Annotated in this window: 29 protein-coding genes; 26 read left to right on the top strand and 3 right to left on the bottom strand. The window is 56.1% G+C overall.

The annotated features are described in order from the left end of the window. Positions 1 to 74 precede the first annotated feature (74 nt). From EBN1_RS20785 to EBN1_RS20750, 8 genes are all read left to right on the top strand, one after another. Positions 75 to 1,067: an ATP-binding protein gene (locus EBN1_RS20785; protein ID WP_011254864.1), complete on the top strand. Its 993-nt coding sequence runs from the start codon at positions 75 to 77 to the stop codon at positions 1,065 to 1,067. A 118-nt stretch (positions 1,068 to 1,185) separates the two neighbouring features. Further along, positions 1,186 to 1,578, top strand: a complete 393-nt coding sequence (locus EBN1_RS20780; RefSeq protein WP_011254865.1) for a putative quorum-sensing-regulated virulence factor — start codon at positions 1,186 to 1,188, stop codon at positions 1,576 to 1,578. 56 nt (positions 1,579 to 1,634) lie between these two features. Beyond that, entirely contained in the window at positions 1,635 to 1,871 is a 237-nt protein-coding gene (locus EBN1_RS20775; protein ID WP_011254866.1) for a hypothetical protein, read from the top strand. A gap of 59 nt (positions 1,872 to 1,930) precedes the next feature. After that, on the top strand, positions 1,931 to 2,155 hold the full coding sequence (locus EBN1_RS20770) for a hypothetical protein (protein ID WP_011254867.1): 225 nt from the start codon (positions 1,931 to 1,933) through the stop codon (positions 2,153 to 2,155). 1 nt (position 2,156) lies between these two features. Continuing rightward, positions 2,157 to 3,158 carry a hypothetical protein gene (locus EBN1_RS20765; RefSeq protein WP_011254868.1) on the top strand — a complete coding sequence of 334 codons (1,002 nt, stop codon included), beginning with the start codon at positions 2,157 to 2,159 and terminating at the stop codon, positions 3,156 to 3,158. A gap of 96 nt (positions 3,159 to 3,254) precedes the next feature. After that, a complete protein-coding gene (locus EBN1_RS20760) occupies positions 3,255 to 3,761 on the top strand; it encodes a hypothetical protein (RefSeq protein ID WP_011254869.1) in 507 nt (168 codons plus the stop codon). Next, complete coding sequence (locus EBN1_RS20755) at positions 3,761 to 3,955, top strand: hypothetical protein (RefSeq protein ID WP_041647793.1); 195 nt, start codon at positions 3,761 to 3,763, stop codon at positions 3,953 to 3,955. Before EBN1_RS20760 ends, EBN1_RS20755 begins: the two co-directional genes overlap by 1 nt. 323 nt (positions 3,956 to 4,278) lie before the next feature. Beyond that, positions 4,279 to 4,551, top strand: coding sequence for a hypothetical protein (locus EBN1_RS20750; protein ID WP_157866764.1), 273 nt, complete (start codon positions 4,279 to 4,281; stop codon positions 4,549 to 4,551). 167 nt (positions 4,552 to 4,718) lie between these two features. On the opposite strand, the gene EBN1_RS20745 is transcribed toward EBN1_RS20750, so the two are convergent. After that, a complete protein-coding gene (locus tag EBN1_RS20745; RefSeq protein WP_157866763.1) occupies positions 4,719 to 4,988 on the bottom strand; it encodes a hypothetical protein in 270 nt (89 codons plus the stop codon). 26 nt (positions 4,989 to 5,014) lie between these two features. Here EBN1_RS20745 and EBN1_RS20740 point away from each other — a divergent pair, with 26 nt between their 5' ends. The 17 genes from EBN1_RS20740 to EBN1_RS20660 all read left to right on the top strand — a co-directional run bounded on the left by EBN1_RS20740 (position 5,015) and on the right by EBN1_RS20660 (position 18,259). Then, complete coding sequence (locus tag EBN1_RS20740) at positions 5,015 to 5,656, top strand: hypothetical protein (RefSeq protein WP_011254872.1); 642 nt, start codon at positions 5,015 to 5,017, stop codon at positions 5,654 to 5,656. Between the two features lie 107 nt (positions 5,657 to 5,763). After that, on the top strand, positions 5,764 to 6,384 hold the full coding sequence (locus tag EBN1_RS20735) for a hypothetical protein (protein WP_011254873.1): 621 nt from the start codon (positions 5,764 to 5,766) through the stop codon (positions 6,382 to 6,384). 115 nt (positions 6,385 to 6,499) lie between these two features. Next, positions 6,500 to 8,173 (top strand): PRTRC system ParB family protein, encoded by a 1,674-nt coding sequence (locus tag EBN1_RS20730; protein WP_011254874.1) that lies wholly within the window; start codon positions 6,500 to 6,502, stop codon positions 8,171 to 8,173. A gap of 61 nt (positions 8,174 to 8,234) precedes the next feature. After that, positions 8,235 to 8,714, top strand: coding sequence for a PRTRC system protein E (locus EBN1_RS20725; RefSeq protein WP_011254875.1), 480 nt, complete (start codon positions 8,235 to 8,237; stop codon positions 8,712 to 8,714). 9 nt (positions 8,715 to 8,723) lie between these two features. After that, complete coding sequence (locus EBN1_RS20720) at positions 8,724 to 8,933, top strand: PRTRC system protein C (RefSeq protein WP_083783038.1); 210 nt, start codon at positions 8,724 to 8,726, stop codon at positions 8,931 to 8,933. A 110-nt stretch (positions 8,934 to 9,043) separates the two neighbouring features. Next, positions 9,044 to 10,138, top strand: a complete 1,095-nt coding sequence (locus EBN1_RS20715; protein WP_011254876.1) for a PRTRC system protein F — start codon at positions 9,044 to 9,046, stop codon at positions 10,136 to 10,138. Continuing rightward, positions 10,139 to 10,858 carry a PRTRC system protein B gene (locus EBN1_RS20710; protein ID WP_011254877.1) on the top strand — a complete coding sequence of 240 codons (720 nt, stop codon included), beginning with the start codon at positions 10,139 to 10,141 and terminating at the stop codon, positions 10,856 to 10,858. Continuing rightward, a complete protein-coding gene (locus EBN1_RS20705) occupies positions 10,858 to 11,523 on the top strand; it encodes a PRTRC system protein A (protein WP_011254878.1) in 666 nt (221 codons plus the stop codon). The genes EBN1_RS20710 and EBN1_RS20705 overlap by 1 nt, the downstream gene beginning before the upstream one ends. Positions 11,524 to 11,633: 110 nt before the next feature. Then, positions 11,634 to 12,425 carry a PRTRC system ThiF family protein gene (locus EBN1_RS20700; protein WP_011254879.1) on the top strand — a complete coding sequence of 264 codons (792 nt, stop codon included), beginning with the start codon at positions 11,634 to 11,636 and terminating at the stop codon, positions 12,423 to 12,425. Positions 12,426 to 12,500: 75 nt separating this feature from the next. Further along, positions 12,501 to 12,686: a hypothetical protein gene (locus EBN1_RS20695; RefSeq protein ID WP_041647784.1), complete on the top strand. Its 186-nt coding sequence runs from the start codon at positions 12,501 to 12,503 to the stop codon at positions 12,684 to 12,686. A gap of 124 nt (positions 12,687 to 12,810) precedes the next feature. Next, positions 12,811 to 14,610: a phosphoadenosine phosphosulfate reductase domain-containing protein gene (locus EBN1_RS20690; protein WP_011254881.1), complete on the top strand. Its 1,800-nt coding sequence runs from the start codon at positions 12,811 to 12,813 to the stop codon at positions 14,608 to 14,610. 101 nt (positions 14,611 to 14,711) lie between these two features. Beyond that, positions 14,712 to 15,662, top strand: coding sequence for a DUF3150 domain-containing protein (locus EBN1_RS20685; protein WP_011254882.1), 951 nt, complete (start codon positions 14,712 to 14,714; stop codon positions 15,660 to 15,662). 11 nt (positions 15,663 to 15,673) lie between these two features. Beyond that, positions 15,674 to 16,102, top strand: a complete 429-nt coding sequence (locus EBN1_RS20680) for a hypothetical protein (protein ID WP_011254883.1) — start codon at positions 15,674 to 15,676, stop codon at positions 16,100 to 16,102. A gap of 94 nt (positions 16,103 to 16,196) precedes the next feature. Then, entirely contained in the window at positions 16,197 to 16,559 is a 363-nt protein-coding gene (locus EBN1_RS20675) for a hypothetical protein (RefSeq protein WP_011254884.1), read from the top strand. A 72-nt stretch (positions 16,560 to 16,631) separates the two neighbouring features. Further along, positions 16,632 to 16,850: a hypothetical protein gene (locus EBN1_RS20670; RefSeq protein ID WP_011254885.1), complete on the top strand. Its 219-nt coding sequence runs from the start codon at positions 16,632 to 16,634 to the stop codon at positions 16,848 to 16,850. Positions 16,851 to 17,482: 632 nt separating this feature from the next. Then, a complete protein-coding gene (locus EBN1_RS20665; protein ID WP_157866762.1) occupies positions 17,483 to 17,818 on the top strand; it encodes a hypothetical protein in 336 nt (111 codons plus the stop codon). A 153-nt stretch (positions 17,819 to 17,971) separates the two neighbouring features. Continuing rightward, positions 17,972 to 18,259: a hypothetical protein gene (locus tag EBN1_RS20660; protein WP_011254888.1), complete on the top strand. Its 288-nt coding sequence runs from the start codon at positions 17,972 to 17,974 to the stop codon at positions 18,257 to 18,259. Here the strand turns inward: EBN1_RS20660 and EBN1_RS20655 are convergent. Both EBN1_RS20655 and EBN1_RS20650 read right to left on the bottom strand, forming a co-directional pair. Next, positions 18,230 to 18,454: a hypothetical protein gene (locus EBN1_RS20655; protein ID WP_157866761.1), complete on the bottom strand. Its 225-nt coding sequence runs from the start codon at positions 18,452 to 18,454 to the stop codon at positions 18,230 to 18,232. The genes EBN1_RS20660 and EBN1_RS20655 overlap by 30 nt on opposite strands. A 133-nt stretch (positions 18,455 to 18,587) precedes the next feature. Beyond that, the gene (locus EBN1_RS20650) at positions 18,588 to 18,824 is read right to left on the bottom strand and encodes a hypothetical protein (RefSeq protein ID WP_157866760.1); all 237 of its coding nucleotides are present in this window, start codon (positions 18,822 to 18,824) and stop codon (positions 18,588 to 18,590) included. A gap of 63 nt (positions 18,825 to 18,887) precedes the next feature. Here EBN1_RS20650 and EBN1_RS20645 point away from each other — a divergent pair, with 63 nt between their 5' ends. Then, the gene (locus tag EBN1_RS20645) at positions 18,888 to 20,903 is read left to right on the top strand and encodes a DEAD/DEAH box helicase (protein WP_011254890.1); all 2,016 of its coding nucleotides are present in this window, start codon (positions 18,888 to 18,890) and stop codon (positions 20,901 to 20,903) included. Positions 20,904 to 20,971: the final 68 nt, after the last annotated feature.

Genomic DNA, 20,971 nt, shown 5'->3' with positions numbered 1-20,971 from the left:
TTTTCGCGTACGTTCAGTTTTCACTTCGCCTTCTTGCCATCTCTCCTTGCAGCCCTAAACACAAGGAGATTCAAATGTCACAAACGACAGCCGTAACCGAGAAGCTTGGCAACATCTTTGGGTCTGCCTTCAAGGACCCCCAGGCGGCTCAAAGGGCAGTTCCTGTAAGGTCAGCGGGGCCGTTTACGCCCCCAGACAACCCGTCCCACAGCTTCACCGAAGCTCATGCACGTCTGCTAGTGGCATGGGTCTGGGCCGGGGTGAGCAAGAATCTGATGTTGACCGGCCCCACTGGATCTGGGAAGTCTTCGATGGTCGAGGTCTTCGCGGCTCGTACGGGGTGGCCGCTCTTTCGTGTGGCTTGCCACGGGCGAATGGAGTTTCAGGAACTTGTCGGCGCCTGGCGCATGGCATCCGTACCTGGTGGCGGCCAAGAGTGGAAGTGGGCTGACGGCCCGCTACTGGCAGCCATGAAGGTAGGGGGTATCCTGCTTCTGGATGAAGGCAACTTCCTTCATCCAGCCGTAGTCGGTGGCTTGAATACGATCCTGGATGGGGCGCCGCTTTTGGTGCCTGAAACGGGTGAAATGGTTCAGCCGCACCAGGATTTTCGGGTTGCATTCACGGCAAACGCTGTGGCGCACGACATGGATGCAGCTAACTACCGGGGCATCCAGCGGCAGAGCATCGCGCTGCTTGACCGCTTCCTCGTCGGGACGGTGGACTACCTGTCACCGATGGAGGAAAGCAAGATCCTGCACGCGAAGTGCAAACATCTTGCCGGTCCTTTCATCCAACTCCTCGTTGAGGTGGCTGGGGACGTTCGGGAAGCCTTCAAGCAGGGCGAAATGACCACTACCATCTCGACCCGCGGCCTCATCCGCTGGGGAAAGATGTTGCTGGCGAATGGTCGTTCGCTTGCGGATGCCAGTGCTCGAGGTGCAACGGAAGAGGTGTTGGCTTGCCTAAACGGAGCCCTCCACGCCGCTGTTACGGCGCGATCACCGGAAGCTGAGCGGGAAGCCATCGAGAAGATCGTCTCTGCTCGATACGCCCCTGTGAAGTGATGATGTAACACCGCCGCCTCAGAGAGTCATTTTCTGAGGCGGTTTTTTTTGTGCCCGTTTTCCCTGCCCGTGCTTCGCATTTCCCCCTTGCACATCAACCACAAGGAGGTAATCGGTCATGTCATCAGTCGTTACTTTTGGAAAATTCAAGGGGCGGCACTACGCAGAACTGCCTTATTGGTACCTGCGTTGGATGGTGCTTGAGAAGCACACCAAGGCAGAGCTGGCGGAGCAGGAGATGCAACGGCGCATGGCGTTGCAAAGCGACGTGCTGATCGAGCCGAAGGTACTCTCGAGGCTTGAGCGCTATCACAAGGCTTCGTGGCAGCGGACTCGGAAGCCGAGAGAGTCCTTCTTGCCTTGGCTCAACAGGTTGGCCAGCGCTGCACTGCGAACGAGTCCGATCCATGGTGGGCGATATGCACTACCCGGATTCGTTTTCGTTTTCGATGAGGATGGCGTTGTACCCAAGCTCGTTGACGTCGTTCAGCAGCGCCAGTACGTGCCCTGATTTTCTCAAGGTTCAGGCGGCATAGCTCAGTGCAGTTCTAACCAAGGAGAAAGGATATGTCACGTGTTCTTGTATTTGCCTCGATTGCGGCTCTTTCGATTTGTCCTGAAGGGATGAGGCGTAAGGGGCTTGCGAGGCTGGAAAGGGCTCTGTGCTTTGGCGATATCGGCATGGCGCCGGCGAGTAGATTCAGGGCTATCACCCTGATCAGGAAGCAAAGGATGTCTGGTCTCGGACAGGACGTGCTTGGGTGGTTGATTGTCGGCCTCGTGGCCGCTTTCATCCTCTACTGATACCAAACCCGTAGATTTCGATTCAATTCGAGACTGCGGGTTTTTCATTGAGGTCGACTATGGATGTCGGAAAAGAGGTTCTGGCTGGTGTCTTCGTTGAGCTGGTTCAGGAGGGCAGGTGGCTTGTCCGTTCCTCCTTGAAAAGCAGCAAGGCACCTGAGCGTGTGGGTGAAGTGATGGGGCGCCCGGGGAAATACGTGGCCTTCACGATGAAGGGGCAGCGTGTTTGTGTGTCGAAGACGCTTAAGGGGGCGGCTTTGAAAATTACAGAAAAGGAGCTGTGAAATGGTTCGGCTAATGAGTTTGCGGGCTGATCTGCCTGCCGTCGTTGCGGTGAACATTGTGTCCTCCACATGGGAAGAAAATGATGCGGAGGAGTGGGATTTCTATGCCTGGAACGCCCTTCGTGTTGCTTTTACCATGTGGTGTAGAGAGGTCATTCATCAAGGGGCTCTCAGTCCTGAGAGTGCTGCTAAACGAGGTGTTGTAGATCTATTCCGGGAAGCTTCGCGCAGCGCAACTTTTCGCGATACTTTTAAGCTGAAGGGAGCAGAACTGCTGGCCATGGATGTTCTTGATCTGTCCCCTGAAATGACTTCGGCTCTACCTGCGCCGAGGATAGGAATGAGGCCATTTTCTGTGACAAGGCTTGATAAGCTGCCACCTCCCAAACTGCGGTTCACTTCATGTCGCCCCCCAGCCATGAAAGTCCAGCTGACTGCGTCTGATCTGATAGATGAAGATGACTATGGGGAGGGGATGCCGATCGCGTGGGAATCGACGTATGAGGATCTGATCGAAGGTCGTGTGCGTGTGAGATCTGGTTATGGCAAATGTACGCAGGGCATCGTTGAGTTTGCTGATGACGATGGAGCCTTTGCTACTCAGGTTCCTGATGGGATGAGCGTGATGTACGCCCCCGTCGTTGACGAGCTTGATTATGTGACCCTTCTCGAGACTTGCATCTTTGAAACGCGAGAGTCCGTTGAAGCCCGGATTTGCTCGGCCCTAGAGGCCCACGCTAGGGTGGCGGTGCTTGCAAGGATCACTTACGACCGCGGATGCCTTGGAATACCCGCAGATCTGGAGCCCGCTCTCGTTACGGTAACGCAAGAGGACGAAGGGGCAAAATCTGTTGTTCAAGTCGCATTTTCGGGCAAAGGCGAGTCGATGGTCCGTAAGGCGAACTGGTGGTGCAACGTCACCTATGGCGATCGGGCGAAGCCGCGGGCGTTGGAAGCGGCGAATCGGTTGGCGCAAAGTTTGAATGTGCCGTTCTTGATCTAAACGAAGGGCCGGCTGACGTTCACGTCACCGGCCCTTTTTCTATGGTGCTTTCCTGCATTTCACCCTTCGCAGGTCAACAACAAACAGGAGAGCATCATGAAGATCGATAGCGAAGAGTTTGCCCTTGCGCAGGAGTGCAAGCGTGAAGGCGACCGCGGCGTCGCTGCGCTGCTGTTGCAGGCAGCCAGAAGGAGGGCGCAGAACCGCAGCCTGGTGGAGCGCCTCATGCGGGATAAGGGCGGAGCGGAGGGGTTGGAGCTCTCAAACGTACCTGAAGGAGGAACGAAGGAGCCGGCCTTTGTGGCGATTCTGCCCGAGCCAGACGGCAGTGGGAAAAGCCGCCTGGTGAGCTTTCGGGAGAACGGTTTCCACGGGCATCAGGTCTTCAAGACGGCGGAGGCTGCGCTCGAAGAGGCTGTGCGAGACGGCTACCGTTGGCCCGTCCAGGTGCTTGACCAGCTAGCCCTTCAACCGCTTTTTCTGAAAGGGCAGCGGTTCGTCGAGTTGGTCTACGCCTACAACACGGGGCAACTCGATGCTGTGGCGTTTCATGCGGCGGTCGATGAACTCGAGCGGGTGTATGGCTTGAAGGAGGCTGCGTGATGGAGCGATTGATCGTGAAGGTGGGTTGTGGCGAGCTTGAGAAACCCATGACACGTAGCCAAGCAGAACGGTGGGGGCGTCAGAATATGCCGTCTGACCTGCGAAAGGCAGGCTTCGTAGTGGATGTCTATCGAACGGACCCGGTGATCAACGGTGGCGACTGGTTTCGCGTGAACTACGTCAAGCGCTACTGAGGGGCTGTCATGTTCGATGACGAATGGGGAGATCTTTTTGATCGTAGCCTCGGCGGGTTTGACGTCTTCGGCAGCCTGATCGAGGACGTTTTCTCGTGGTTCTGTTGGTGGCGACACTAACTTGAACCGTTCTACGCGCCCCTGCACAGCCAGGGGCGTTTTCACGTATGGCGCCACTTGGATCGGATTCCGATTGATGTCACTGCATCTCTAGCCTGCAGATCCAACTCGCAGGAGAAGGGCAATGACAGGAGAAGAAAATGGCAAGTTTTTCGCACATCAGATCCACCGGAGTATGCTTGAACCCGAAGGAGGGTTTGATCATGCCAACTGTCTTCACAGTGTCGTTCTCGGACAACGAGACGACGCCGGAGCACATCGAATCGAGGGCGGCCGAGCTGGGCATCACGCCCGAGATGCTAATCCGACGCGCCATTGCGGAGCATCTTGGGGACTACGGTCTACAAGAGCTGCCGCCCGGAAAGAAGGTCAAAAGTCTCACCGACTTCCTGATCCATTCAGGAGTTTTCAAATCCGGAACTGGGGAGGTTGAGCTATGTGCACGCTCTCAATCCCCAGACCAGGGGAAGTTGTAAAGGCTTGGATGCCTGAGACTGAGGAGGTTTGCAGTCCAGGCAGAAAGTTCAGGCCAGTTTTCGTCGTGGCGACTGACGATCGTAATGGGCGCACGGAGGTTTTGTGTGTCTATGGCACGAGTCAGCACATCGACAGGATCGGAAGGGGTGAGTTTGTGGTTAGCTGCTCAGATCTTCCTCTGGAGAAGCCGACCAAGTTCAGTTTCCGAAAGATGTTCTGGCTGCCGCTCGATAAGACGTACTTCACCGATTATGAGCAGCAGGTGTCTTTTGGAAACTTGCCGGTCAAGTATCGGAGGATGCTTGCCTTCGCGGCGAAAGAAGCAGGGCTTGGATAACCAGGCCTTCCAGAGGACTCGTTCGAGTTCGATCCTGAAAACCCGCTGATAAGCGGGTTTTTTTACGCCCTTCATATCGGCATCTCCTTCGTGCAGCACCAACCATCCACGTAAGGAGAATCACCATGCAGCATGCACTAAAGTTTGTCACCGAGGTCCGCTCCGACAGCGAGTATGCAGACATCCCTGAGCAAGCGATCTTTGAGATCGACGCGGCGAGTGCCGCTGGGATTGCTGCACTCTCGCGCAAGGTGCTCGATGCCGACGCGAACAAGATCGAAGTCTTTGACTATCGGACGACCTGGCTCAAGAAGTCAGCACAAAGCGATGCCGACATTGAAGACCCGGAGAATCAGGAAGCGGTTGAGCTCGATGCCCTGGTGGTTAGTGGAGCCGAATTTTGGTTTGCCGGCTATCTCAAACACACCGCAGTCAAAATCTGCACCGAACGCCAGCGTATTGATGAGGTGTGTCAACACTTCGGGATCGATACCATCGAAACCGTTGAGGATCGCGCCTTGGCGTGGCTTTGCTCGGTTGCCGATTTGAAGTTGTGGGACTGGTCAGATGACCAGGGTAATCCGCTCAACGAGTGCGCTCCACCGTCCGATGGCTACGAGGACTCGCATAACGCGTTGATGGCTCTTATCGATGCCGCGCGAACCTTCCTCGCATCCATCAGCCATGACTCCACCCCTCAGGGGCCTGGACGTATCGAGAATCCTGTCCTGTCAGTGACTACCGCATCGATGCAGTCCATCCATTAAGGATCGCAGCCGCTCTGTTCCTCTCGAGGCAGAGCGGTTTTTTTTCGCATGCTTAACGTGCCATTCCTCTGGTGCAGTTCTTTCTCATACGAAAAAAGGAGTTGATCATGTTTTTTGTGATGGAAAACGGCGGCCTGTACAGCGAGTTTGTGGCGCTTGAGGCCGCGGTGGACATGGCCGAGATGGTCTTTGGCTATGTCGATCCTCAAGGTGAAGCGACTGTATCGGTCGAAAGTGCGGAGGGTAAGTGCGTTGCTGTGTTCACGAACCGCAAGATCATCGGCAGCTTCACAAAACAGGCATGGGGCGGTCGAAAGGGCGACGACGCAATCTATGTCGGTACGGAGGAGTTTGATGCAACCGACCATGTTCTGTTGCTCGATCACGCCGAGCTAGTCGCCATGGTCGACGGAGAGGAGCGTACGGACGAGGTTGGCCTGGCGCACTTCGACTGGCGTGGCCCCAGCGAAACTGCTGTGTGCGAGTCGATCTGCGATTACTTCGGCGTGCAGGAGCTCGAACAGATCTCACCCGAAGCGCTCTCGTTTGCACGTGCCCGCAGGAGCCCGAAGCCGGCCGTTGAGCAGACGCTGACGTTGAGCATCAAGGTCGATGTCTCGATGATCGGCGATGCGACCCTTGAGGATTTCGTCGAAAACTTCGACTACAGCGTGATCTCGAACACCCCTGGGGTTCGGGTTCGCATGACTGAGCTGGTCGACGCCTAGACGTTCACCGCCCATCCCAAAGCCCGCTTTGCCTCTGTTTTCAGGGGCTGGCGGGCTTTTTACATTCAGCTTGATGCATCTCCCGGTTGCAGCACTAACCAACCAGGAGAAGGAAATGCAAACCGTTCAAATCTCGGAAATCGTCGTTGGCAACAACCCGCGGAAGTTCTTTGACCCCGCGGAGATGGAGGAGTTGACCGCTTCGATCCGTGAGAAGGGGGTCATCCAACCGATTCTCGTTCGCCCCTTGCAGGACGGCGGGTATCAAGTGGTTGCGGGCGGTCGCCGCTACGCAGCAGCTAAGGCAGCTCATGGGGATGACTACCCCATGCCCGTTGTCATCAAGGAGCTGGACGACGATGAAGCCGAAGAACTGGCGCTCATCGAAAACGTTCAGCGGGCCGACATGTCGCCAGCAGAGGAAGCTGAGGCGGCCGCCAAGATCCTGGCTCGCTCAGAGGGCGATCGGGACGATGCGGCACGGCGCCTTGGTTGGAGTCGGGCCACCCTCGACAAACGCCTGGGCCTGATGAACGCCACGGACGCAGTTCGCACTGCGCTCGCTGAGCGTCGCATCAAGTTGGGCCATGCCGAGTTGTTGGCGGGTCTTCCGCGACCAAAGCAAGACCATGTTCTGGAGCGCCTGCTCAAGACTCCCGTGCTCGCCGGCGTGGCCGAGTTCAAGCAGGAGATCCAGAAGCTCGCTAACGCGTTGTCGACAGCGGTATTCGACAAGACGGAGTGTGCGCAATGCCCTCACAGCAGCGGGAATCAGAAAGCGCTTTTTAGTGAGGCTGTCGACGAAGGTCATTGCACCAACCGTGAATGCTGGGATGGGAAGACGGAAGCCGCGCTCGAGGAGATCCGCAAGGAGCTTGTCGAAGACTTTCCTGAAGTCAGGATTGTTCGCCCCGGTGAGAACTTCACCGTCATCAAGCTCGTCGCCGAAGGTGGTTCTGGCGTCGGTGATGCTCAGGCTCAGGCCTGCCGTTCTTGCGGCAAGTTTGGGGCGGCTATCAGCGCGGTTCCCGGCAAGGTTGGCAAGGTCTTCAAGGACTTGTGCTTCGACTCGGGATGCAACGCCGAGAAGGTGAAGGCAAACCATCAGGCGATTGTTGCAGCCGCTCGATCGGCTCAACCCGCTGCGCCTACCCCAGGAGCAACAACGACCGGTTCAGCGAGCAACACATCACCCGCTGCGAAACCTGCAACTCAGAAGAAGGCTGCTGAGGTGCAAGACTCCACGCGGGTCAAGGAGTATCGGGCAAAGGTCTGGCGATCCGCGTTGGCCAAGCACCTCTACATGAATCCTGAAATTGGGGAGCGTGTGCTGCTTGCCCTTTGCATGAGTGGGGATGCGCGTCACATCAGCGCAACTCAGCTTGGCAAAGCGTTCGCCAAGCTCACTCAAGGTTCGTCGCCCAGTCTGTCTCTGACTGTGGCGCTGACCCAGGTCGGTGAAGCAAGCGACGAGGTTGTCTCCAAGTTGAAGGTCATGTTGCCGGCCGCAACCGCAGAGGGGCTCGAGGAGCACAAGGTGGTCGCGCTGCTCAATGAGCTGAAAGTGAACCTCGCGGATCACTGGACGCTTAACACCGACTACCTGGGGTTGCTCACCAAGAGTGAGATCAGGGTGGCGGCCGAGCAAATCGGACTCGCCGCACGTATGGGCAAGGACCTGGACAAGGTTCTCGGGGAGAAGAAGGACGAGTGCGTCAAGAAGCTCTTGGCGGTCTCGGGCTTTGACTATGCCGGGAAGCTTCCGGCGAATGTGATGTGGAAGGCGTAACGCCTTTTTCAATGCAGGAAGGCCTGGTTGCAGGCCAGGCCCTTAAACCAAGGAGAAATACATGTTTGAAACGTTGAAGTCGTTCCTGGCAAGCAATACCGCCACCCTGATGCTGACGTCAGAAGGTGACCAGATCACCGTCACGGTGATCCCGAAGCCAAAGACTGAAGGTGCGGATGCTTCGCTAAAAACACCGCTGGTGATCTCTGGCACGGCCGCGGAGCTCGACGAGGGGTTCGCTCAGGTGCTGGCCGGTTACGTGAGTGCTCACAAGAGCCTTGCGGAACAACTGGCAGAGACTCAGGCCGTTCTTGATCGCGCAAAGAGGGAAAGCGCGGCCAAGGCGGTCAAGGGGGCACCCAAGGCAGCAGCGCCCAAAGCGGTGACGCTCGATGAGCTCGCTGACGAAGGCGATGAAGACGTCGAAGGTGATGCTGAGGAAGTGGGTGAGGTGCAAGCCAAGCCTGCTGCTGTTCAACAACCTGCTGCCAAGGCCAAGACGGAAGTCTCTTCCGCGCTTGATTTGGCAAGCCTGCTGTAAGGGGGCGTCATGGCGATCCAAGTTGAGGAAGCAGTTCGCGAGTTCCATTACAACGGAACCAGCCTTGGTGATCCAGGTAAGGGAATGTCGGTCCAGCAGGTCCGGGATCTCTACTCTGCAACCTTTCCGGAGCTTACGAGCGCTGTGGTTGAAGGTCCTACGCGCAAGGGGAATCGGTTGATCTACGAGTTCCGGCGTGCAGCAGGCACAAAGGGGTGATTTATGAGTTCGCTGAAGGATAGGCTTGAGGCCATCTCCAAAGGCGAAATCATCGAAACGGGAAGCACTCACACTGTGCTTCCCGTTTTTCATGATGAGGAGATGAAAAAATGCGTGGCCGGACTTATGCAGTTAGTCGAAAGCTCACAGAAGAATTCGGCGTCAGTGGTTCGGCTTCGGCCTCCATCAAACGCCATCCAAATGATCCTCTGAGGCTACCCAGGAAGTGTTTGGCGCCTGGTGCCTACGTGGAGCACGCCTCTGCAGGGTTGCCGTTGGCAAATCTTGCTTTGGCGCTTTACGAGGAAGGCCTCATCACGGAAGCAGACCCCGACTGGGGCCTCGCTGAGGTGGTGAAATTGGGCCTGATGCGTCTGACCGAAGGTACTTTGGGTGACCTCGTCTTTGTTGCTCCTGTGGACTTGGCCGTTTCAAGCACGCTGGAGGGGTGTGAAGGTTTTTCGGTCGAAGAAAGTGACCCCGTTCCGCAAACCTATTGGCTTGCGCTCGAGCTAACCAACGCGCTAGAGCCATGCTTTGCAGGTAAGCGGTTGCTGGAACTGGAGAAAGCAGTTCCAGGGTTGGGTAAAACCGCGCTCGATGTAGCACAGAGCGCGGGTGCCAGAACTACGGGGTGTTGGTCACCTCTGTTCGTGCGCGATCTATCGTCCTACATCTACTGGCGGGGAGCGGACACTCAGGAGGAGTGGCTAGAAGAGCTTGAGGCCTCGGGTGAAGACCCAGACGACTACGGATTCTCTCCGAAGCAGTACGAGGAGGGGTTCGAGGTCGATTGGGCATGCTCTGCTCAGATGGAGCTCGACGGTTTCGCTCTTGTTCAGGCGCTGGATCATCCTGATCCAGCCGTGGGGGATGTGGCCGAGAAGCTATGCGAGCTCATGTGCCTCTTGAATAACAGAAGATCGGCGTTTCCTGATGCCAGTCCGACTGATCGGGAGTCCGTCTATCGAGGGTGTCTGATTCGTTGGGATAAGAATGATCCAATCGAGCAGGTGATTGATGATCACATCGAGTACGCCAACCAAGGCGCGGATTGCTATACGACCCTTTGTTCTGTTTGGGACGTGAAAATCACGCGAGAGGATTTTTCTGAGTGGCTGAAAAGCTACCGCTTGGGTTTGCAACTTTACAAATCGCTCGATCAGCTGCTTGCCATGCTGCATACGAGCGTAAAGGAGGAGTAAATGCAGGTCAGCGTTAATACTGAAGAGGCGCCATTCCGGGCCTCGCATGCGATCCTGCTCTATGGGCAGCGTCGTCCAAGTTATGCCTCAGTGCATAGCGTGGGTGTGGACTCATCGGGGGAGCTTTCGATTGAAGCTGGTGTGCCGGCAACGGTCGACGGTTTGAGGAAAATGTTTGACTCCCTTGACCCGTCCAGAAGCGCTCGGCCTGTCTTCCTCGAGCCGAATGTCCTGTCGCAAGGACCTGGATGGCTCGTGTGGTGGATGAAGCCTCAAACACGACGGGTCTGGTTCGAAAGCAAGGAGATCAAGCTTGAGACGGCTGAGGTGCCACACCCCGGCCTTGTGTTTGCTGTCACACAGGAGGAATGGCGTGTATTCGCTGTTCAAGGCAGGTCACGGCCACGTCCCGGAACCAAGCTCTACCAGGCGCCGTACTGGAACGTCTGGAAGGGCGGCCGCATTTGTGCCGGCTCTGCACGGCTTCCAAGTGCAGGCCTTCAGGCTGATCCGTCTGGATGGGAGGAGAGCTTCTTCTCGAGTCGCTTCTCGCATCCGAACATCCACGAGAAAGACGCGCTTGTGAAGTACAAGGGCGGCTCGGCGAAGTTCTGGAACGCTATGCTCAGTGGGAAGTTCAAGAGCTTTCCGCAAGAGGTGCTGGTGCCTGCAGAACTGACCGTCAGGGATCTTCTAGCGCAGATCGGGGGGCGTTTGTGATGGACCCTCGTGACATGGCGTTGCAGGCGCTCACGCCCACTGTGATGGTGCCCAGGTTTGGCTGCTTCGAGCCGCTATCTCAACCGGGGCATCGTTTTCTGGTGGGGCAGAACGGAGAGTGGTTGGAGGTGCGTCGCGCGTGGATGTATGCGCGGGTCCAGCTCACGCAGCCATCGCCTGTTGTGAAACCATACGGCGTGGTCACTGCTTGTTTGGAGTGGCTCTGCCCGCCAATCCCGCTTTCGCTCTTCGAGCGTTTTGCCGGAATTGCGCGAGAAAGCTGCCCACTCGAGGCGGCTGGCTGGATCACATGGAACGAGGTCAGCAACCAGTTCGCCTTCCGAGAAGTTGGCGTGCGCGAAGCCTCGGCCTCTCGCATCCACTTCGACAGGCCACGCCTGGACGAGAGCGAGCATTTGGTGGTGGATCTTCACTCGCACGGGGCATCGTCGGCGTTCTTTTCTGGCACAGATGACTTTGACGATCGAGGAGAGGTGAAGCTTTCCATCGTGTTAGGTCGTTGTGACCAGAGGGTGGTCACAGCACAACGGTTCTGCCTGATGGGGATGTTCGTTCCGATGCAACTCGCTTCAGCAGTCGATGGCCTGACGTTCGAGCCAGTGCCTGTTGAGCGAACGCGAAGCATGGTCGATGCTCTGGTGTGAAGCCAGTATCGAACCGATCAAAACCAGCCACCTCTCGTGATCGAGGGGTGGCTTTTTTACGCCCTACGCTCCGGCATTCCCTCTATGCAGTTACACACATGGAGAGAAAGATGGAGCACTTCATCATCCCGGACCTGTTGCAGCGAAAAGTACGAATCGTCGTAGTCGGCGCTGGCGGCACTGGGAGTCATGTCATCAATGGCCTTGTGCAGTTGCATACGGCCCTGCTTGCGCTTGGTCATCCAGCCGGCCTTCACGTTACCGCATTCGACGACGACACCGTGTCGGAATCGAACGTCGGCCGCCAAGCATTTGCGTGGTCAGACATTGGTGCTAACAAGGCGTCAGTGCTGATCAATCGGCTCAACCAGGCCTTCGGGCTTGACTGGGAGGCATGTCCGGAGCGCATCGGGGTTTCCCGAACGGGTCGCTTGCGAATGCGACCAGACCTCGTCATCGGGTGCGTCGATAACCGGCTTGCCAGAAAAGCCATCGCATCAACCTTCGGCTATGGCTACTGGTTGGATATCGGAAACAACCAGAACGACGGTCAAGTCATCCTCGGTGAAATCGGGGAGGGACATTACGTTACTTGGCACGGAAAGAAACGGCTTCGGTTGCCGACCGTTGCCGATCTGTTGCCTGAGGCTGTCGATGAGAGGCTGGATCAGACAGATGACCAACCGAGCTGTTCACTTGCCGATGCGCTGGAAAAACAGTCGTTGTTCATCAATCGCGCCATGGCCCTTCATGCGCTCAACCTTCTATGGAAGCTGTTCCGCCTCGCGCGCCTTGAGGCACACGGCGTTTTTGTCAATCTTGCGACCGACAGAAGCTCGCCTCTAATGATCGACCCTGAGGCCTGGGGGAGATTCGGCTATCAGGTAAAGCAGGCGGCATAGCATGTTTTAATTGGGTAAAACGGTCGCTCTCTCCATCAACGCAGGAGAGGGCGGCTTTTTTCAAGGAGAAAAGAGATGAGAAGCAACTGGAAGGATAATGCGATTCAATTTCCTCGACTGATTTCAGAAATTATGGCTACGCAAGAGATCGACATCGAAGCACTATGCCAGTCGATGGACCTCACGGAGGTCGAAGTCGAAGAGCTCTTTGACCGGGCCGACGCCATTTGGCAGGAGATTAAAGCCCCGCTCTCGAAGTAAATGCCAAGACATCACGTACCGCTTCCTCAAGAAGCGGTATTTTTTTGCGCAAAAAACGCTTTCGTTTTCGTAATACCGGTCCTGCATCCCTCCTTTGCAGTTAAACGTCACAGGAGGCAAGGAAATGGATCTGTTTACAGCACAAGTTGTACGTAAGGAGGCATCCCTGGATGAATTGATGGCGGGGTCGATCGCCTCCATCAAGCAGCTTTTCGATCATGGTCATCCCGTACTTGTCGCGTTCTCGAGCGGGAAGGACTCATCGGCGCTGATGATGCTGACGTTCATGGCGGGGATTCAAGCAAAGCAGGAGGGGCGCAATCCACGAATTGCGGTCTGCCATTCCAATACGGGCGTCGAGAACCCGCTTATCGCTGAGTTAGCGCGGTGTGAGATGAGGAAGATCGAAGCCTATGCGGCTCGTCAGGGGCTGGATGTTCAGGTGCATGTGGCGCAGCCAGAGTTGCTGGATAGTTGGGGGCCGCGGATCTGCGGAGGGCGAGCACTTCCTTCCTATCCGGGACTGAATGCGGATTGCAGTGTCGCGTGGAAGTGTGAGCCAAGTCGCAAACTCAGGCTCGCTATCTTCGAGGAGCTTGGAGATGAAAAGGAAGTTGTCGTCTGCACAGGCACCAGAAGGTCAGAATCCGCCAGAAGGGGAGCGAGGATGCTCAAACGAGGCGACTCATCTGTGACTCCGGTCAGAAACAAGGACGGAGAGCTGGTTCTGTCGCCGATCGCTGATTGGGATACGGATGCTGTCTTTGAGCTGCTCGGACTGTGCGGGGCGGGAATCATTGAGTCCTATACCGACGCTCAGGAAGTGCTAACAGCCTATCGAGATGCCGGGCCCACGTCCTGCGCCGTCGTAAACGATTCCATCATGGAGGGTGACAAGAAGGGGAAGAATTGCGGAGCGCGTTTCGGATGCGCGCTGTGCACGGTTGTCCAGAACGACAGTAGCATGGATAACCTGCTCAGCAGCGATCCGGACTATGCCTTCATGCGTGGCCTGGGCAGGCTTCGCAACTATCTGATGGCGATCCAGCATGACATGGGGCGCCGTCTTTGGGTTGGCAGGACGATACGCAAAAGTCACATCGCGATACGACCTGACGTGTTCAGTCCAGAAGAGATGCGACGGATCTATCGGTATGCCGTGACGCTCGATGTTGAGGAGGCTGAGGCAGCGCAGGCGCAGGGGATTGAGCCGCGGTTCCGCTTGATCCCGCCGGATGCGGCGGTTTGCGTTGACTTGCTCTGGAGCCGCGATGGTCATTTCGACGGCTTTGCTGCGATCGCTGACTATCTGGATATCTGGCACGGAGGGCGGCGCTTTCCTGTACCAGAGGCGGTAGAAGTCTTGTCCGCCGACAGACCTCAGCCGCATTTTCTTGAAGTTGGGGAGGACTGGGCAGAGGCCTGCGGTGACCACTGGGCCGGCATACGTGAGCCGTTCGTGGCTGCAATGCTCGAGGACTGTTTGCCAGTGAAGGCGTACGGCAAGAAGGATGCAGTTAGCTCCTGGGGCGACCTCGTATCAGAGGACGGTTTTTTCATCGATCCTGAGTCTCTTGCCATGTTCTTCTACTTCGAGGCGGAAGACATAGTTGAGCGATACCGGAGCAGGCAGACAGACACGCGTGGGATCGCCTATCGGTGGTACCTCCAGTACGGTTTGGTAAAGCTCTCTGCGCGCCAGGTTCTCAACCACGATAAGGCGCTGCGCCGAACGGCCTACAAGCGGCTTAGGGGTATCAGCGGCCCGTTCGTCGATGTCACGCAGTTGCTCGAGGCGTCGGCCGCATGGGATCAAGTCTCCGAGCCTGTTCAGGAAGCTTTTCTGTCCGATTCCAGGCTTTCTCAGCTTCGTGAGAGCAAGGAGGATGAGCGTGTAAAACAGTTGCAGAGCTCGCTCTTCTGACCCCACCCAAACCGGTACGTCTTCTTCGGAGGCGTGCCGGTTTTTTTATGCCTCTCCTTGGCGCATTACCTCTGCGCAGTCTCAATCAAGGAGAAATCATCATGGAAGTCCTGAAAAGTTGCGTTTTGCTCAACTACAGCGCCAGGCAGCTCTCCGCTGTCCGGGAAATCTCAACCCTCCGCGAGGGGGCTAAGGTAGAGAAGAAGGGGGTTGTTCTGTTCAACCCGAAGAAGCTGAACCCGTTTCAGCGGCTCAAGCGCGAGATGTTCACCTGCGCCAGGAAGTACGGAACCAAGCTTGAGGCGTTGGGCGCTTGGCTGGTCCCTCTTGATCGTGCAGATGCGGCCGATGAAGAGTTCAAGCGACTGGTCCAGCAGTACGAGGACGCTGCGGTGGATTTTTGCGCAGAGTACCGGGATCTGGTGGACGCGCAATGCATCGCGCACCCATTGGATGCGGAAGACATCCGCGGCGCTGCGCCTGCTGACACTGCCGTGCGTGAAGTTCTGCGTGCGTCATGCGTGCTCTATCAGCTACCGGAGGAGATTCGGGAAACCGGGCTCGAGCGCGAGCTCGACTCTCTACCCGGGCAGGTTGCTTCCGAGATGGCCCAAGACCTCAGGGATTCACTAGGGAGTGGTCATCGCTACACTCGAGACACCCTCAATGTGATTCGGCGGGTTGCGAAGAAAGCGGGGTCGTTTGGCTTTCTTCATCCGTCCTTGGCTGCTGTTCCAGGGTTGGTCGACGGCTTGTTAAGCCGACTGCCTCCTGACGGGCCTTATCGGGGTGAGGAAGCCCTGAACATCGGGGTGGTGATCGCATTCCTCCAAGACCCCGCGCGACTTCTGGCTGAAGGCGAAAACCTTGGCGAAGATTTGTTCGTCAAGGCAACCGACCTCCTGCCTGAGCAGGATGAGGCGCATCAGGGCACCGAAGCGCCTACGCCTACCGAGGCTGTAGTCGTGTCCATAGCAGAGATGGCAAGCGCAGTGGACATGCCGGAGCGAGGGCCCGTTGATGAAGAGGAAGACGTTGACTCTTGGTTCTAGGGGAGGCCGGCATGGAGTTTCATGTGCTGTTTCACCCGAACGAAGGCAAGCGGCTTCCGAAAATTTGGGCTGCGGGCGTTCGTGGGGATGTGGTTGTTTTTGGGTCTATTGGCAACACACTGATCCAGAAGTCGGTTGATTCAGACCTCTGGAAAACGATCCAGGACAAACTCAGCAATGGCTATCTTGATCTTGGCGTGCTTCATGACGTGGACCTGGTCTCTATTCAGGCGCTTTCGAAAGCCATGAAGCGGATGCATCAGTCTTCACACGGGGGGGCTGTCACCATCGACCTTGAGCACGCTGACGTGCTTCGTACGTTCAGAAAGAGGCAGGGATACCGATGCGAGCTCGTTCTTGAACAGGTGTCTTCGAGGAGGCAGCAGCCTCGTGCGTTTGAAGGACCGATTGTCAGCGACACATCGGACTCCTGGTTCTAATCGAAAGGCCGCCTCTCTTCCGAGGCGGCCTTTTTTTTTTACTATTTCCATCTACGCATTACCTCTCTGCAGACCCACTAGCAAGGAGAGGATCATGAACGAACGTAGTTTTGCTGCACTCTGGATCGAACTCCTGAGTGTTTCGATCGCCGATGCTGAGCGTTGTGGCGATCACCTGGCGCGCGGCTTCACTGCCAAATCCACCCCTCTTATTCAGGAAGGGCTGGAAGCGATTGAATGGATTTTCTATACGAGCCTAAAAGATCGATCAAGAGGGTCTTTTGCTTTCGTTTGCGACTTGCTCGGCGCTGACCCTGTTGTTGTTCGCCGCAAGCTTGCACAGCGCCCGTCCATTCAAGTTGCAGGCAAGCACTATCGTCAGAATGTATTGAAATTACCTACTAAGGGGGTGGTTAAAAGCCAGATTTGTGGAAAAAGCTTGCGTATCGCAGCGTGAAGAAATTCATTAGCCACCTATCTGGTTGGACATAGTCCTTCCTTCAGCAACCCTGGAGGAAGGACATTTACTATGTCCTCCACCGCATCTCAGCACTATCAAAAGGATCTTCAGGAGTATCTAAAAATGGAAAACGATCTTAATTCGCTCTTCAAAAAACGGTTTCTGCTTGCTGACCTTGCCAGTCTCGCCCAAGAAACGGGTGACGCTGATCTTGTTCAGCGCCTCCAAATCGCCCTGGCTAATATCAAGCTAGCCATTCAGTCACGGAAAAGCAGTGCCGCAATGTAATTATTTCGTCTATTTCGCCCGTTCCGCCTTTGCCCGTACTCATTGAGTGCGGGTTTTTTTTGCACTTTTTTTCCGCCTGAAGAGAAAAAAAATTGAAGCGCCAACTGCGATGATAAAGCCAACGATTATTGCAGCAATGAGCGGTGGGATAGGGTTCATGATTTTAACGCAATAAAAAACCCTTCAATTCGGTAAGAAATGAAGGGCTGGTGTCAGTCCCGATGAGAGGACTTAATTTTCAGAACAACGGCGATAGAACTTGCCGCTGCAACACAAGCAACCACAATGGCAGCTTGAAGTGCAGGCAGTAGGTCCATTTACTTTGTCCTTTGGCCGACTTATCGACCTTCACTTTCTACTTCGGAAGCGACCCAGGTCGCAACCCCCCATAGTGCAGCGGCTACGAATAGCCCAACTGCTCCCCATACAAAGCCGTCAGGGGTGCTCTTCGCAAATGCCCCAAGGGCAAGCATAGCAACGACTGCGGCTACCTTGTCCAGCATCTCCTTGATGCGCTTGAGGATTACCTTCTCCTTTGATGTGTACATAGTCAATTCTCCTTATGGTTAAGACTGCAAAGGAGAGATGTCCGCTGCTGGATGGTAAAACGCGCTTGGTAGCAGGGCGGGCTGATGGATGTTCTGGTTCTTGGTTTTTCCTACGCGGCTTCTTGCATGACCGAGGTGCAGACTTGTTGGTTTGCTGCGTTGGTAGCCCGAAGTTGGCCGCTTCGGGTGTGTCACTACCTCGCAACTCACCTTTACCGAGTGACACCGGTGGAGATCATGATCATGTCTGAAGTAGAAGTTCAGCAGAAGGAGGCACGTTTGCGCGACGTGCTCCGTTTCGCCACCGAACAAGGTGACGATGAGCTTCAAGCAGCGGCCACCCAGGCGCTGCTTGCATTGAAGCGTTCCTCGGTTGACCGGGAACGTCATCATGAGTTTGATAGGTGGAAGTTCGCCTAACAAACTGACCTCAACCCCCGACTCCTTGAATTTCAAGGTCTCGGGGGTTTTTTCTTTCTACAGCCTGTTTGAATCTGTTTAGATTCTCATTGTATTATTCAGGCGAATATCTCGTTTCGGGTTGTTTGTCAATTCTTGCTGGAGGAAAGAGCGATGGAGAAGCGAAAGATGTACGACTGGAGCCCGGAGTTGAAGGCTGCCCTGGTCGCGGACGACGACTTCAATGACATCGAGTACATCGATCTTGAAGTGGCGCCTCGTCAGGCGGAAGTTGGATCGACTGGATACCTGCTTCTGCCGATGCTGCACACACTGGCTTATGCGCGCTTGCTTGGCGGTTTTTTGCGGAAAAACGAGTATGTGCTTGCAAAAAAATGGGTGAATTACAGCAAATTGCGCGCGGAACCGAAGTTACCTGCGACGCAAGGGGAAAACATTTGAACTCAAGGTGGATGTTTGCTCAGGTTTCGGTCGGAACTGATCGAGAAGGGCATCAGCAGTCTCGAGATCATCTTCCAGGATGCTGGCAAACGCAGCCCAGAGCGGCCTTTCATCGGCTTTCTGCCGGGCCTCAATCAGCAGTCCTTGCAGGATAGATTCGCTTTGGGAACTGGAGAAACCGCGGATGGTGCTCATGGCGAGCCTCGTCATGTTGGAAGCAAGAGAACCTTGCACAACATCATTCTACGCTCAAGAGGTAATCGGTCCAATTTTGCCGCAGAGACGGAGAAGCCCAGTGTCCTGGAAGGACTACCGGGCTTTGGATTGGTCAGCTACGTGCAGCGTCGAGCAGGTCGGCTAACTCGAACATGCGAGCGTTCGGCTGACGACTTGCGTCCAGTCCGTTTTCGAACAGTGCTTGGACAATCCCCTGGTGTACGCCGAGTCGTTCGGATGCGGCCAGATAGCTCCGCAATTGAGAGACATGAGGTAGGCCAGAGCCTTGTGCATCACGCCAATACATTCGGGCAAGCCCGAACCACTTCTTGAAAAGAATCTTATCCACGTCAACTCTCCCGAGATGCTGTTTGTTCGGGAGTAATGCAGGCAGGGCAGGGAGAAATCGCGCATGGCTTGGCAAGTGTTGCAGAGAGCGGTGTTCGACGGGGCTGAGTACGGGCTGCTGTTCCACTACCACGACGGCCAGATCGCCGCCGCAATCAAGCGGGGGGAAGTCCGTCCGTTCTATGTGCACGATGCTAATCACCCGTATCGACGATACTGGCGTTTCCATCGCTCGATCATGGATAACGCGCAGCCGTTCGAAGTACTCATCTCCACCATCGCTCGGGCGGTTAGCATGGCTTATGCAAGCGTGCGCCAGGAATTTTTGGAGGCGTTGGCTGAGGCGGAGATCAATCCGGGGGCATTTGGGTACGGTATCACGCAGACGATATACCCGATCGGAGAGCGGGAGTTCGTCGTGATTGGATCAAAATTCCACGCGATTGCGGTCAAGACATTCAAAGAGATGGGCGGCCGATGGCTAAAGGAAGCAGGCGGATGGCATCTTCGCGACACATCGTTACCGATGTTGGTGACGACGCTCGAGCGCGAGGCGGGTTATGACGAGCAAAACATTCTGGTCCATCCGGGCTCCTTCACCCTTCAGGACGTACACCTGCTGTCGGGCCTTGGTGCGACACCAATCCCGTTCCCGACGTTCGAGCACGACCTCTCGGCCTGTCAGGACGCGGAAAGCGAAGGCGATCACGGCATCGTTGTGCCAACAATCGAAAGGGTCGCGGAAACGGGACTCACCGAGGCCGATGTGTTGGCTTGCATTCCTAAGGGGGCCGCGCACGACTATCAGGTGACCGGGGCCGTTTTCATGGCCACGCGAACGGGTGCCCTTAACGCAGATGACATGGGCGTGGGCAAGACGCGACAAGCGATCCTCGCTGCGTATGCGGTCAAACTCAAGCATGAGCGCAAACTGGTAATCCTGGTCGTTCCGAAGTCGGTCCGCTACAAGTGGGAGCGTGAGATTTTGGCAATCTACCCGGAAGAGAAGGTCCAGGTGCTCGAGGGCGTGGACGTTGCACCCGAGGCGGAATGGGTGCTCCTGAACTATGAGCAGGCAGGCAAATGGCAGATTTTGGGCGAGCAGGCCTGCGCGCTGATCGTCGACGAGGCCCATAAACTCAAGACTGAAAGCGCCTTGAGGACGCAAGCAGTCTATGCGCTCGCTTCGACAATTCCTGTGCGGTATCTCCTGACGGCAACGCCGATTCTCAATCGTGAGTCCGAGATGTATGCGCTGCTGAAGATCACAGGGCATCCTCTCGGATCGATGGAGCTACCCGATTTCGTGAGTCGTTTTGCGGGGTCGAGAGAGTTCAGGGCTGCGCTCAATGAGGCGATCACCGGCAACTGGATGATCCGTCGCAGCAAGCACCAGGTGCTGAGGGGCAAGGTGCCGGGCAAGGAGCGCAATTACCGCTCGATTCCGATGCCCAAGAAGATGGCGCAGGCTTACCAGGAGGCGCTCAACAGTGGCACATCGACCTTCGGGGTTCTGCACAGCACTCGCCGATTCCTTCAGGAAGCCTGCATCAAGGAAGCGGGCAAGTACCTGAAGAAGGAGGTGGCAAAGGATGAAAAAATGGTCGTTTTCGTCAACTACACCGAAGACGCCTACGCGCACGCTGAGTACCTCACGGGCTTGGGTAAGGGGCGTTTCGTTGTGCTAACCGGCGATATTCTGTCTGACGCAAAACGGCAAGAACTCCTGGATTGTGTTCAGCGAGACGATAGTGTTAAAGGAATCGTCGGGTCGTATGGCGTTCTTGCAGAGGGGGTCGACCTTTGGCGGGCGAATCATGTTTACATCGCGTCTCAGCCTTGGACGCCGGCGACGCTGGAACAGGCCGAAGACCGCTGTAACCGATTGGGGCAGACCCGCTTGGTCCGGGTCGAGATCCCGATCTTCGCGGGCACGATCGATGAGGCCATCCGTGAGCTAATTTCCGGAAAGGCTGAGATCGTCGAGGATGTGCTCGATCCCGAGGAGGCCGAGCGGGCGGCAATCCGCAAGGTTACCGAACTGGTGAAGGGCGGCCGTAAAGCTGTGGCGGTCGTTTAGGTCGCCAGTATGGCACACCACGGTCGCCGCTCCCATCCTGGCCGCTGCTTCTGGCGATCCTGATCCTT

The organism is Aromatoleum aromaticum EbN1 (assembly GCF_000025965.1).
Taxonomy (GTDB): domain Bacteria; phylum Pseudomonadota; class Gammaproteobacteria; order Burkholderiales; family Rhodocyclaceae; genus Aromatoleum; species Aromatoleum aromaticum.
The sequence above is the reverse complement of the archived record's forward strand: the minus strand, read 5'-3'. Positions and strand labels throughout refer to the sequence as shown.

Excerpts from the sequence above, each read along its gene's own strand:
- EBN1_RS20720 (WP_083783038.1), top strand. The coding sequence starts at position 8,724 with ATGGCGATCCAAGTTGAGGAAGCAGTTCGCGAGTTCCATTACAACGGA.
- EBN1_RS20695 (WP_041647784.1), top strand. The coding sequence starts at position 12,501 with ATGAGAAGCAACTGGAAGGATAATGCGATTCAATTTCCTCGACTGATT.
- EBN1_RS20775 (WP_011254866.1), top strand. The coding sequence starts at position 1,635 with ATGTCACGTGTTCTTGTATTTGCCTCGATTGCGGCTCTTTCGATTTGT.
- EBN1_RS20755 (WP_041647793.1), top strand. The coding sequence starts at position 3,761 with ATGGAGCGATTGATCGTGAAGGTGGGTTGTGGCGAGCTTGAGAAACCC.
- EBN1_RS20660 (WP_011254888.1), top strand. The coding sequence starts at position 17,972 with ATGGAGAAGCGAAAGATGTACGACTGGAGCCCGGAGTTGAAGGCTGCC.
- EBN1_RS20780 (WP_011254865.1), top strand. The coding sequence starts at position 1,186 with ATGTCATCAGTCGTTACTTTTGGAAAATTCAAGGGGCGGCACTACGCA.
- EBN1_RS20710 (WP_011254877.1), top strand. The coding sequence starts at position 10,139 with ATGCAGGTCAGCGTTAATACTGAAGAGGCGCCATTCCGGGCCTCGCAT.
- EBN1_RS20705 (WP_011254878.1), top strand. The coding sequence starts at position 10,858 with ATGGACCCTCGTGACATGGCGTTGCAGGCGCTCACGCCCACTGTGATG.
- EBN1_RS20735 (WP_011254873.1), top strand. The coding sequence starts at position 5,764 with ATGTTTTTTGTGATGGAAAACGGCGGCCTGTACAGCGAGTTTGTGGCG.
- EBN1_RS20645 (WP_011254890.1), top strand. The coding sequence starts at position 18,888 with ATGGCTTGGCAAGTGTTGCAGAGAGCGGTGTTCGACGGGGCTGAGTAC.
- EBN1_RS20685 (WP_011254882.1), top strand. The coding sequence starts at position 14,712 with ATGGAAGTCCTGAAAAGTTGCGTTTTGCTCAACTACAGCGCCAGGCAG.
- EBN1_RS20730 (WP_011254874.1), top strand. The coding sequence starts at position 6,500 with ATGCAAACCGTTCAAATCTCGGAAATCGTCGTTGGCAACAACCCGCGG.
- EBN1_RS20665 (WP_157866762.1), top strand. The coding sequence starts at position 17,483 with ATGGATGTTCTGGTTCTTGGTTTTTCCTACGCGGCTTCTTGCATGACC.
- EBN1_RS20725 (WP_011254875.1), top strand. The coding sequence starts at position 8,235 with ATGTTTGAAACGTTGAAGTCGTTCCTGGCAAGCAATACCGCCACCCTG.
- EBN1_RS20655 (WP_157866761.1), bottom strand. The coding sequence starts at position 18,454 with ATGAGCACCATCCGCGGTTTCTCCAGTTCCCAAAGCGAATCTATCCTG.
- EBN1_RS20740 (WP_011254872.1), top strand. The coding sequence starts at position 5,015 with ATGCAGCATGCACTAAAGTTTGTCACCGAGGTCCGCTCCGACAGCGAG.
- EBN1_RS20765 (WP_011254868.1), top strand. The coding sequence starts at position 2,157 with ATGGTTCGGCTAATGAGTTTGCGGGCTGATCTGCCTGCCGTCGTTGCG.
- EBN1_RS20680 (WP_011254883.1), top strand. The coding sequence starts at position 15,674 with ATGGAGTTTCATGTGCTGTTTCACCCGAACGAAGGCAAGCGGCTTCCG.
- EBN1_RS20690 (WP_011254881.1), top strand. The coding sequence starts at position 12,811 with ATGGATCTGTTTACAGCACAAGTTGTACGTAAGGAGGCATCCCTGGAT.
- EBN1_RS20760 (WP_011254869.1), top strand. The coding sequence starts at position 3,255 with ATGAAGATCGATAGCGAAGAGTTTGCCCTTGCGCAGGAGTGCAAGCGT.
- EBN1_RS20700 (WP_011254879.1), top strand. The coding sequence starts at position 11,634 with ATGGAGCACTTCATCATCCCGGACCTGTTGCAGCGAAAAGTACGAATC.
- EBN1_RS20770 (WP_011254867.1), top strand. The coding sequence starts at position 1,931 with ATGGATGTCGGAAAAGAGGTTCTGGCTGGTGTCTTCGTTGAGCTGGTT.
- EBN1_RS20670 (WP_011254885.1), top strand. The coding sequence starts at position 16,632 with ATGTCCTCCACCGCATCTCAGCACTATCAAAAGGATCTTCAGGAGTAT.
- EBN1_RS20675 (WP_011254884.1), top strand. The coding sequence starts at position 16,197 with ATGAACGAACGTAGTTTTGCTGCACTCTGGATCGAACTCCTGAGTGTT.
- EBN1_RS20785 (WP_011254864.1), top strand. The coding sequence starts at position 75 with ATGTCACAAACGACAGCCGTAACCGAGAAGCTTGGCAACATCTTTGGG.
- EBN1_RS20715 (WP_011254876.1), top strand. The coding sequence starts at position 9,044 with ATGCGTGGCCGGACTTATGCAGTTAGTCGAAAGCTCACAGAAGAATTC.
- EBN1_RS20750 (WP_157866764.1), top strand. The coding sequence starts at position 4,279 with ATGCCAACTGTCTTCACAGTGTCGTTCTCGGACAACGAGACGACGCCG.